15 protein-coding genes are annotated in these 10,274 nt (G+C 57.6%); 9 read left to right on the plus strand and 6 right to left on the minus strand.

The window, feature by feature from the left end:
* Window positions 1-17: 17 nt before the first annotated feature.
* The 3 genes from EUU25_RS11580 to EUU25_RS11590 are packed head-to-tail and all read right to left on the minus strand — an operon-like array spanning window position 18 to window position 1,389.
* A complete protein-coding gene (locus EUU25_RS11580) occupies window positions 18-479 on the minus strand; it encodes a RidA family protein (protein WP_158901133.1) in 462 nt (153 codons plus the stop codon).
* Window positions 476-1,123 carry an HAD family hydrolase gene (locus EUU25_RS11585; RefSeq protein ID WP_158901135.1) on the minus strand — a complete coding sequence of 216 codons (648 nt, stop codon included), beginning with the start codon at window positions 1,121-1,123 and terminating at the stop codon, window positions 476-478. Before EUU25_RS11585 ends, EUU25_RS11580 begins: the two co-directional genes overlap by 4 nt.
* Entirely contained in the window at window positions 1,120-1,389 is a 270-nt protein-coding gene (locus EUU25_RS11590) for a DUF3572 family protein (RefSeq protein WP_158901137.1), read from the minus strand. Before EUU25_RS11590 ends, EUU25_RS11585 begins: the two co-directional genes overlap by 4 nt.
* Window positions 1,390-1,442: 53 nt before the next feature.
* Between EUU25_RS11590 and EUU25_RS11595 the strand changes: the two genes are divergently transcribed.
* A complete protein-coding gene (locus EUU25_RS11595; protein ID WP_158901139.1) occupies window positions 1,443-1,808 on the plus strand; it encodes a response regulator in 366 nt (121 codons plus the stop codon).
* A gap of 11 nt (window positions 1,809-1,819) precedes the next feature.
* Here the strand turns inward: EUU25_RS11595 and EUU25_RS11600 are convergent, their stop codons facing one another.
* Together EUU25_RS11600 and rpmG are read right to left on the minus strand one after the other, a co-directional pair.
* Window positions 1,820-2,893, minus strand: a complete 1,074-nt coding sequence (locus tag EUU25_RS11600; RefSeq protein ID WP_158901141.1) for a calcium:cation antiporter — start codon at window positions 2,891-2,893, stop codon at window positions 1,820-1,822.
* 111 nt (window positions 2,894-3,004) lie between these two features.
* Window positions 3,005-3,172: a 50S ribosomal protein L33 gene (rpmG, locus tag EUU25_RS11605; protein WP_125229418.1), complete on the minus strand. Its 168-nt coding sequence runs from the start codon at window positions 3,170-3,172 to the stop codon at window positions 3,005-3,007.
* Between the two features lie 228 nt (window positions 3,173-3,400).
* On the opposite strand from rpmG, the gene EUU25_RS11610 reads away from it, so the two are divergent.
* The 3 genes from EUU25_RS11610 (at window position 3,401) to EUU25_RS11620 (ending at window position 4,929) form a co-directional block, all read left to right on the plus strand.
* Window positions 3,401-3,736, plus strand: a complete 336-nt coding sequence (locus EUU25_RS11610) for a hypothetical protein (RefSeq protein ID WP_158901143.1) — start codon at window positions 3,401-3,403, stop codon at window positions 3,734-3,736.
* Between the two features lie 60 nt (window positions 3,737-3,796).
* Window positions 3,797-4,363 (plus strand): TMEM165/GDT1 family protein, encoded by a 567-nt coding sequence (locus EUU25_RS11615; protein ID WP_158901145.1) that lies wholly within the window; start codon window positions 3,797-3,799, stop codon window positions 4,361-4,363.
* Window positions 4,364-4,464: 101 nt separating this feature from the next.
* Window positions 4,465-4,929, plus strand: a complete 465-nt coding sequence (locus EUU25_RS11620) for a Dps family protein (RefSeq protein WP_158901147.1) — start codon at window positions 4,465-4,467, stop codon at window positions 4,927-4,929.
* Between the two features lie 72 nt (window positions 4,930-5,001).
* On the opposite strand, the gene EUU25_RS16640 is transcribed toward EUU25_RS11620, so the two are convergent.
* Entirely contained in the window at window positions 5,002-5,778 is a 777-nt protein-coding gene (locus tag EUU25_RS16640) for a cold-shock protein (RefSeq protein ID WP_158901149.1), read from the minus strand.
* A gap of 217 nt (window positions 5,779-5,995) precedes the next feature.
* Between EUU25_RS16640 and EUU25_RS11630 the strand changes: the two genes are divergently transcribed.
* From EUU25_RS11630 to rpoN, 5 genes are all read left to right on the plus strand, one after another.
* Window positions 5,996-6,613 (plus strand): ribonuclease D, encoded by a 618-nt coding sequence (locus EUU25_RS11630; RefSeq protein ID WP_158901151.1) that lies wholly within the window; start codon window positions 5,996-5,998, stop codon window positions 6,611-6,613.
* Window positions 6,614-6,637: 24 nt separating this feature from the next.
* Complete coding sequence (gene lptC / locus EUU25_RS11635; RefSeq protein WP_158901153.1) at window positions 6,638-7,273, plus strand: LPS export ABC transporter periplasmic protein LptC; 636 nt, start codon at window positions 6,638-6,640, stop codon at window positions 7,271-7,273.
* A gap of 7 nt (window positions 7,274-7,280) precedes the next feature.
* Window positions 7,281-7,811 (plus strand): LptA/OstA family protein, encoded by a 531-nt coding sequence (locus EUU25_RS11640; RefSeq protein ID WP_373472364.1) that lies wholly within the window; start codon window positions 7,281-7,283, stop codon window positions 7,809-7,811.
* A 104-nt stretch (window positions 7,812-7,915) separates the two neighbouring features.
* Window positions 7,916-8,695, plus strand: a complete 780-nt coding sequence (gene lptB / locus EUU25_RS11645) for an LPS export ABC transporter ATP-binding protein (protein ID WP_158901155.1) — start codon at window positions 7,916-7,918, stop codon at window positions 8,693-8,695.
* Window positions 8,696-8,748: 53 nt separating this feature from the next.
* Window positions 8,749-10,239 carry an RNA polymerase factor sigma-54 gene (gene rpoN, locus EUU25_RS11650; RefSeq protein WP_158901157.1) on the plus strand — a complete coding sequence of 497 codons (1,491 nt, stop codon included), beginning with the start codon at window positions 8,749-8,751 and terminating at the stop codon, window positions 10,237-10,239.
* The last annotated feature ends 35 nt before the right edge of the window (window positions 10,240-10,274 follow it).

Here is a 10,274-nt window from a genome sequence, read left to right on the forward strand (position 1 = left end):
GGAAATGAAGGGCGCCATTAAATCGCGCGCACCTTTACAACACAGTCGATTTCCACGGTCGCATCGCGCGGTAGGACAGGCACCGATACCGCTGCACGCGCGTGTTTTCCGGCATCGCCGAACACCGCCTCCATCAAGTCGGACGCGCCGTTTGCGACCTCCGGTTGATCGGTAAATTCGGATGTCGATGCAACAAAGACACCCAGTTTGACGATCCGCTCGACACGGTCCAGATCCCCGCCCAGCGCTTTTTTGATCTGCGCGATCAGCATGATGCCGCACGCCCGGGCGGCGAGTTGGCCATCGGCCAAACTGCGCGCATCGCCAACCTTTCCGGTAATCACCTTGCCGTCGACAAAGGGCAATTGCCCGGACACATAAAGCATCCCGCCCGCGTCGACCGTCGGTACATAGGACGCGACCGGAGCTGCAGGTTCAGGCAGGATGATGCCCAATTCGGTGAGTTTTTCTTCAATCATGACAATCCCTTTTCCAAAGCAGGTGCGGCTTCATTTGCCACCAGTTTCTCCCGGATCCAATGCTCAGCGTCCGCCCATCGGTCCAAACGTGCATGCGCGGCCTTGGAAGACTTCACCCTCTCCCACAATAAAGGCTCCCCGACAAAATGCAGCCGCCAGACGTCGGGAAAAAGCTCCCCGACCGAATCATGCTGGTGCCCCAGATCATCGACGAAGACCGCTACGCTCGGTTTATACTCGTCCAATATGCGGCCGAGCGCCTCGCCCTTGCCGCCCTGATTTGTGTAGACAGGCGCCGTGATACCCACCGCCTTCAACTGCGCTGCGCGCGGTTCGGCACGATGGTCGAGCAAATTGGTCAATATCACCACATCGGCAACTTCGTTTAGCCGGTTAACCGCAGCCACCGCCCCGTCAATCGCCTGTTGCCGGTGCATTTCCGTATCGAAAAAGCCGTTGAGCAAGTCCCAGACCTGTCCCCGTTCGACAACGGTGCCGTCATGCTTGTGGCGCAAGGCCTCCCCCCAATCCCCATGGACGAGGTCGAAATGGATATGATGCGCTTCGTCCAGCCAGTCACGAAACGGAACAATCATATGCAACAGCACTTCGTCGCAGTCCGAAATCAACAAAGGCTTGCTCATATTTCCAATTCCTCACGGGCTTTGACCAAATGGGTCGGGGGCACACCGATGACCTCTGCGCAGGCAATCAGGTCGGGCTCATACGCCTCCAGAAAAGAGAGTATGGCCGCTTGAGTCCCGCGGTGGTGGATTGAGGTGCGCAAGCCTTCCGGTGTCAGGCCCGTGAGCGCGAGCAACCGGTCGGCGCGCGACGTGTCCATCAACGCCCAAGCCAAGGCCTGGAACGCCAGACTCGACGCTTCTAACTTGCTATTTGTTTCGTGCATGGCTTTGGCTTAAGCGAAGCATCGGTCGAACGCAAAGCGGGAAAAGGGCGCACATGTCAAAAAAGGTGATGATTGTTGAGGACAATGAATTGAACCTCAAGCTTTTCACCGACCTGCTGCGTGCGCACCAGTTCACTGTTGAAGGTGTGCGTGATGGGCGGCTGGCGTTGGAACAGGCCCGGATGTTCGCGCCGGATCTCGTGATCATGGACATCCAGTTGCCGCATGTCAGCGGCATCGACCTGATCGAGGCCATGCAGAAGGACCCTGTTCTTTCCGCAATTCCGGTGATGGCCGTCACCGCCTATGCCGGTAAAGGCGACGAAGAGCGCATCCTGCAGGCAGGCGCGCGCGGTTATCTGTCAAAGCCAGTATCTGTGATGAAGTTTCTGGAAGCTGTCCGGGCTATTATCGGTTGATCCCGATGCCTTTACGGCACGATGGTCGTAAACAGATAGACCGCGAAAATCAGCAGATGCACTGCCCCTTGAAGTACCGTCGTCTTGCCGGTGCCAAGCGTCAAGGTGGTGACGACCAGAGTCAGGAACAGCAACACCATTCCCTTCATGTCCAATCCCAGGGCGATCGGTAGGCCAACCATCAAGGACAGCGCGGCAACGGCAGGAATCGTCAAGCCGATCGTCGCCAACGCAGACCCTAGACCGAGATTGAGGCTCGTCTGAAGACGGTTGGCCAGAGCCGCCCGAACCGCAGCCACGCTTTCCGGTAGCAAAACAAGCGCCGCGATAATCACCCCCACAACCGCACGCGGGGCACCGGCCGAGGCAACCGCTGCTTCGATTGTTGGCGCCAGTGTTTTGGCAAGCAGCACCACAGCGCCCAGACAGGCGAGCAACGCGACAGCGGAAAACACCGTTTGCGCGTTGGTAGGCGGGTCGGCATGGATATCCTCATCCGCCGCCAGTGTCTTGGCGGGCAAGAAATAGTCGCGGTGGCGCACGGTCTGCACGGCCACGAAGGTTGCGTAGAGCAGGAAAGAAACAATCGCCACAAAGCCCAGTTGCGAAGGGGAATAGACCGGCCCCGGTTCGCTGACGGTGAAATTGGGCAATACGAGCGTCAACACGGTCAAGGCGCAGAGCGTTGCGAGCGACGCACTCACACCGGTCTGTTTGAAACTTTGCTCTTTATGCACGATTGCGCCGAAAAATATGCAAGCGCCGATCAGGCCGTTGAGGATGATCATTACCGCTGCGAAAACGGTATCGCGCGCTAGGCTCGCGGCATCAGGACCTGCGGCTGACATGAGGGTGATAATCAGGCCGAGCTCGATTATTGTAACGGCAATGGCGAGCAAAAAGGTGCCGAAAGGCTCCCCTACCCTGTGCGCGACGAGTTCTGCATGGTGCACAGCGGCCAATACGGTGGCAATCAGGACCACTGCCAGAAGTCCGGCTGGCAATGTCATGCCAACCGCCGCCGCAATCAGTAGCCAGGCCAACACAGGTGCGGCCCAGGTCCATTGGTGAATTAATTTGTGCATCCGGGATATGATGTAGACGCAAGCCCGTCATGCGCAAGGGCGCGAGCGATATGAATCAAAAAGGGCGCCCGAAGCGCCCTGATCGATTACCACTACAAGCAGCTATAAAGCTTACTTGATTTTGGCTTCCTTGAACTCGACATGCTTGCGCACAACGGGATCATATTTGCGGAACGTCATCTTTTCGGTGATGTTGCGCGGGTTCTTCTTGGTGACATAGAAAAAGCCAGTGTCAGCAGTGCTGAGCAGCTTGATCTTGATCGTGGCTGGCTTCGCCATGGCCCATTCCTTCGTGTTCGAATTTCGTTAAAAACAGCGGCAGCAATGACGCGGCCCGTTCACAGACGCGCGCCTTTGCGGATTCGCGCGCCTAAAGTCAAGCCTTGAGTCGGGTTCTGGCCAGATTCTGGCCCATATGAATGTCATCTGCGATCAGGACCACAGTTTCACGACTTGTTAACCATGTTGGCGCAAACTGCCTTTATCACGGCGCATAGGGGCTTTGCCATGGAAATGGATCATGATCGGCAAATGCTGATTCGCGCAGAATTGAGCGATTTGCTGGAAGCTCTTCGCTTGACATCGTTCGATACCAACCCCCTGCAATTCCTCGTCCGCCTTGAAGCCATCCGCAAGACGGCAACGGTCCACCAGTTCGCGACGGTTGCCGAGATTGCCAGCGTATTCGAAGCCACAATGCAGCGTGTTATTGATCATGGAGGTGGCGATTCGGTGGTCAGCAGCTTTACCGGCATATTGGAAGATGCGATTGGTTGTTCGCAACTCAGCCCTTCGGTGACGCAATCGCTGTTGGCATCGGTGGCTGTTCGCCTCCCCAACTGACGCCGAACAGGCCGATATCTTTTTCTCCAGATTTTAATCCCCCGATGCTAGTAGCATGCCATGGACGCACTGCTTTCCACATTCCTGTCCGTCTTTCTCGCCGAAATGGGCGACCGGACACAGATTCTGGCGGCTGCGCTCGCGTTGCGCTACCATAAAAATGGCGCGATCCTCGCCGGACTTGCGCTTGCGACCTTATGCAACAGCGCCCTTTCTGCCGCAGGAGGTTCCGTTATAGATCAGTGGATCAGCGAAGCGCCGGTCAAGCTGTTTGCCGGCCTCGCCTATATATTTGCCGGTGCCGGAATGTTGATGTGGCGGCGCACAGTTGACCCGCTGACAAACTGGAAATTACCCGCTTTTCTCACCGCCTTTTTGGGATTGTTCATTCTCGAATTCGGAGACAAGAGCCAGTTCATCATCGCGGCGCAAAGCGCGCGCACGCCCTATTGGGGAATGGCGCTTATAGGTGGCTTTACGGGGATCATGGCAGCGACCATCCCGGCTGTCCTGCTGCGCGAACGCCTCGCGCAAATTGTGCCTCTCAAGCCCATTCGCTGGATCTCTGGCGGACTATTGTTGCTATGGGGTTTCATGCTGGCAACGCAGGCGTTCGGGATCTCTTAAGCGACTCCGTCACTCTGTCTGAACGACAGGCTCCGATGGCAAGAGGGAACCAGCCCCTCTATACTGCGTTCAATCAAAGAACCCCGATACGGAGATTGTAAATGGCAGAAGGTGATAACAGCAAAAAGGCATTGGCCGACGCCCTGAACGGGCTGCTTGCAGATTATTATGCGCTCTATCTGAAGACGAAAAATTTTCACTGGCATGTCACCGGCCCGCATTTCCGTGAATATCATCTGCTGTTCGACGAACAGGCCACCGAATTGATCGCAACGACCGACCTTGTAGCCGAGCGCGTGCGGAAATTGGGCCAGGATACCTTGACCTCGATCGGCGCCATAGCGGGCAAGCAGCGTATAAAGGATCATGATTCCACGTCCACCGATGCCGCCAAGATGTTGAAGGAGCTGCATTCGGATAACGAGACTTTGGTGAAAGCGCTAAAGGAAGCCAAAGACCTCGCCGAAGAGGCGGGCGACAATGCGACCGACGGGCTGCTCGACGATTGGACGGATCAGGCAGAGCAACGCGCATGGTTCCTTGCGGCGACCATCGGGAAAGCCTGACCTTTTTTAAGCCATAAAAAAGGCGGGTGAAGCTTTACGCTGCACCCGCCTTTCTATAAATTTGCGTTCGGCTTATTCGGAAAGCGCGCTGAGGTTAGCCGCCGAAAATTTGCCACGACGATCAATCTCGATATCGAACGATAAACGATCGCCCTGCGTCACCTGACCCATGCCCGAGCGTTCCAGGGCCGAGATGTGCACAAACACATCTTCGCCGCCGTCATCGCGCTGCACGAATCCAAAACCCTTCATGTCGTTGAAGAATTTCACAGTGCCATTGGCGCGTTCGCCGGTCGATTCGCGCTGTGGTCCACGAGGGGCCGAATCACGATCGCCACCACGGAAACCACCACCTTCGCGGGGGGCACGATCGCGGTCGAAACTACGTTCAGGACGCGGTGCGCGCTCGGGTACGGCGATGGGTTCGCCATCGATGACCAGATCGGTCGCAGACACCTTGCCACCACGATCCACCAGCGTGAATTCGAGCGGCTGCCCTTCGGCCAGACCGGAAAGACCGGCCTGCTCAACAGCGCTGATGTGCACGAACACATCATCGGGGCGGTCATCCACCTGGATGAAGCCGAAACCCTTTTGGCCATTGAAAAATTTGACTATTCCCTTGCCGGAGCCAATGACCTGCGCGGGCATCGGGGGTCCGCCGGCACCACGACGGGGTCCGCCGAAGCCGCCACCGCCACCTGCGCCGCCGCCGAATCCGCCACTAGGACGTCCGCCGCCAAAATCACTCTGGAATGGAGGGGGTGCCCGGTAGCCATCATAGCTGTCATCCCCAAAACCGTCTCGTTTGTCCCGGCCACGGCCGTTACGCTTGCGATCAAAACCCATGTCTTCGTACTTGCCTTCTCACCGCCCAAAACAAATTAGTCTATGCAGTCGAGGGCGCCAGTCCTGCACATCACAAGCGCGGCCCTTCCTGATCGCGCAAGCCCAAGCTATATCCCATTAAAAGATTACGCGATAGCAAATATTACGTGCCCTATTCCGGCGCACAGAATCGCAGTTTTATTTGCGTTGACGGGCATGGTCGGGCAAGGGACCAGTCATGAGCGTATATTTGCATGAAGAAGACTTACCCGCGGACGTTTTGGCTGCGGGACCTGTTGCTGTCGACACCGAAACAATGGGTTTGATCACGCCGCGCGACCGGCTGTGCCTGTTGCAGATTTCGGATGGCAAAGGGGACGAGCATCTCGTCCGTTTCGGCCCGGATAGCGATTACGCCGCGCCGAATCTGCGCGCCGTTCTGGCTGACCCGCAACGGTTGAAGCTGTTCCACTTCGCGCGATTCGATCTGGCCGCCATTTCGCATTATCTGAATGTGACGGCCGCGCCGCTGTTCTGCACCAAAATCGCATCGCGTCTGACGCGGACATATACCGACCGGCATGGCCTCAAGGAACTGGTGAAGGAAATGCTGGCGACGGACATTTCCAAGCAGCAGCAGTCCAGCGATTGGGGCGGCCCTGCCTTGTCCGAGGCGCAGAAGGATTATGCGGCAAGCGACGTGCGCTATCTGCACCGTCTGCATGCCGAATTTGTCGTCCGGCTGGAACGTGAAGGCCGGATGCAGCTGGCTCAGGCCTGTTTCGACTTCCTCCCCCACCGCGCCGAACTGGATTTGGCGGGATGGCCGGAAATCGATATATTCGGGCACAGTTAAGGTTCGAAGGCGTTTAACGCTCCTATGTCCGAACTGGCCGATCTTGAACGCACACAAAGGCAACGTTGGGCCCTGCCCGGCGGACGGCATGACCGGCTCATCCGTTTCCTGCGCGTCGGGTTGCCGAGCATCATCGGGATATTGCTCGCCGTGCTGGCGTTCAGCCCGTTCGCCGGCACCCAGGAGCTCAGCTTTGTCTTGAACAAGGATGAAGTCAGTCTTTCGCGCGAACGCATGCGGCTTATCGAGGCGCTCTATCGCGGTGAGGACAGCGAGGGCCGGCCTTTTTCGCTTCGCGCCGGTAGCGCCGTGCAGAAAACATCTGCCGAACCCGTGCTGGACATGACATCCCTATCCGCCCGCATCCTTTTGAAAGACGGACCTGCGTCTATTTCAGCGCAGCGGGGTTCCTACAATCTCAACCGCGAAACCATGCGTGTGAATGGACCGCTCGCCGTCACCTCGCCCGACTATAATATGGTCGCGAGCAATGTGGAGCTGTCGCTGAAAGATAAGACCATGCAAAGTTTCGGCGCGGTCAGCGGACGGACAAAAGTTGGTACATTTGAGGCAAAGCGGTTGAAGGCCGATCTGGAAACCCGGGTCGTGCGGCTCGATGGCGGCGTCCATTTGCGTATCAACCAGAATGCGATTAAGTGAGGCCGTAATGAACACACGCTCTTTCATGACAGGTCTTTGCACGGTACTCGGCGCGGCGGCTATTTTGTCTACCGCATCCTCGGCGCAATCCATCCGCAACCACAACAGCAACGCCCCCGTTGATTTCACGGCCGGCTCGCTGGAATTGCAAGACCGCGCCGACCGGGTTGTCCTGGCAGGTGGCGTTACCGTGACGCAGGCGGGACTTGTGCTGAAATCAAGCCGCCTGACCGCAGCCTATTCGAGCAATGGCGGAGGCACCGATGTCGAGCGGCTCGACGCCACCGGGGGCGTCACGATCACCAAAGACGACCTGCGCGCGACAAGCAATGCGGCGATCTACGACCTAAATTCCAGCCTGATCACGTTAATCGGCAATGTGAACCTCGTGCAGGGAAGCAACAAGCTGAACGGCGGACGCCTGGTCATTGATCTCAATTCCGGCCGTTCGACGATCAATGGCGGTGGCCCTGCCGGAACAAGCACCTCGGGTGGCCGGGTATCCGGCACATTTACCGTACCGCCCCGCAAAAACTAATTGCGCCAAAATGGTCAGGCATGAATCATGCCAATTGCATGTTGTCCGCAGACTGGGTAGCTGTTGAAACGATACCACCCGTCAATTGCGGACTATGATTTGATATGGACAGCATAACAGCAGAGCGCCCGGCCGCGGATGCGAACATTTCAGAAAGCGTACAGTCGGGACTGGGCGTGGTCTCCATTGCCAAAAGCTATGACAAGCGCGCCGTCCTCACCGATGTTTCGCTTTCGGTCGCCAAGGGCGAGGTCGTGGGCCTTCTTGGGCCGAACGGTGCGGGTAAAACCACCTGCTTCTATTCCATCATGGGTCTCGTCAAACCGGATAGCGGACGCATAACATTGGATGGCGCCGACATAACTGGCCTGCCCATGTACCGCCGGGCGATATTGGGGCTTGGTTATCTGCCTCAGGAAACCTCGATTTTCCGAGGCATGACCGTCGAGCAGAATATCAGCGCCGTCCTCGAAATGGCCGAACCGGACGCCAGCGCCCGTGCGGCACGGCTGGAAACCCTGCTGGATGAATTCGGACTTGGCCGGTTGCGCAGCGCACCCGCCATGGCGCTTTCGGGTGGTGAACGGCGGCGGTGCGAAATTGCACGTGCACTCGCAGCCAACCCGTCGATCATGCTGCTCGATGAACCTTTTGCAGGGATCGACCCCATTTCGATTTCGGATATCCGTAATCTCGTAAAAGACCTCAAAACACGCGGCATTGGCGTTCTGATAACCGACCATAATGTGCGCGAAACATTGGAAATTGTTGACCGCGCCTGCATCATCTATGGCGGACAAGTCCTGTTTTCAGGCTCGCCGGAAGCGCTGGTCGCCGACCCCAATGTGCGCCGTCTGTATCTCGGCGAGAGTTTTGCGATGTAATGGCATGCGCTCATGCAGAATTTCCAGCCATCCCCAGTCTGAATAACTAGCCTGTGGCATTAGCGCCCCGCCTCGACCTACGCCAAAGCCAATCGCTGGTGATGACGCCGCAGTTGCAGCAGGCGATCAAGCTTTTGGCGCTGTCCTCAATGGAGATCGAGGCGTTCATCGCCGAAGAGGTGGAGCGCAATCCGCTGCTCGAAACCGGAACCAGCGAGATTCAGGCGGAAAGTCCACCGGATGACTTTACCGCATTGCCCACCACCGAGAGCGGCGATCGCAGCAGCGACGATGTTTTGGGCGGCACGGATATGGCCGCTTCGGAAGCATTGGACGTCGATTTCGGCGCGGAAACCTTCCACCATGATGGCGTTGCCGATAGCGTTGGGGGCGCAGATGGCATGCTGGGCCTGTCCGGTGGAAACACGGCCAGCAGCTTCGACGGGGAAGGTCCCGATTTCGATAGCTTCGCCGCCGCCGATATCAGCCTGCGCGAACATTTGATGGCGCAAGCCGGGGCAAGCCTTTCGGGTCGCCTGCTGTTTCTGGCGCAACAGATTATCGAGCAGATCGAGCCAACCGGCTATTTGGGCGCGGACCTTCTGGCGATGGCACACCGGCTGGGCGTCAGCATGGCCGAGATGGAAGAGGCGCTGACCGAAGTGCAGCGTTTCGATCCCACTGGTGTCGGCGCACGCGACCTTGCGGAATGCATCATGCTGCAAGCCAAAGAAGCGGACCGTTATGACCCGTGCATGGCCAAGCTGATCAACAATCTCGATCTGGTTGCCAAAGGCGCCTTTGACCAGTTGAAGCGCATGTGCCGCGTCGATGACGAAGATTTGCGGGACATGATGATCGAGCTGCGCAGTTACGATCCCAAACCGGGCTGCCGTTTTGAAAGCGAAAGCAGTGTCGCTGTTACCCCCGATATCTTTGTAACCGCGCGCGGGGCGGGATGGGCCATCGAATTGAACAGCGCGAATTTACCCCGCCTGCTGATCAACCGGACCTATGTTGCCGAACTGGGGCAGGACAAAGCGACGAAGGCGTGGCTCAACGAATGCATGGCCGACGCCAATTGGCTGATCAAGGCCATGGACCAGAGGCAGCGGACGATCATCAAGGTCGCAACCGAAATAGTGAAGCAACAAGACGGTTTCTTTCGTGGCGGCGTGGCGCATCTCAGGCCGCTGACCCTGCGCCAGGTTGCCGACGCCATCGAAATGCATGAATCGACGGTCAGCCGGGTGACCAGCAATAAATATCTGCATTGCGACCGGGGTTTGTTTGACCTGAAATATTTCTTCTCCTCCGGGGTCCAGTCCGCCGATGGCGACGGGGTTTCTGCCGAAGCGGTCAAGAGCCATATCAAGACACTCATCGATGGCGAGGGTGCCAAAATCCTGTCGGACGATACGTTAGTCGATCTGCTCAACGCCAAAGGCTTCGACATTGCGAGGCGGACTGTCGCCAAATATCGCGAAGCCATGGGGATCGGTTCTTCGGTGCAGCGGCGGCGGCAAAAGAAAATGGGGCGGTGACAGGCCCTAGGGTCGGGACCTATTAATAGCGCTTG

It is taken from the genome of Sphingorhabdus lacus, from assembly GCF_009768975.1.
GTDB lineage: Bacteria > Pseudomonadota > Alphaproteobacteria > Sphingomonadales > Sphingomonadaceae > Sphingorhabdus_B > Sphingorhabdus_B lacus.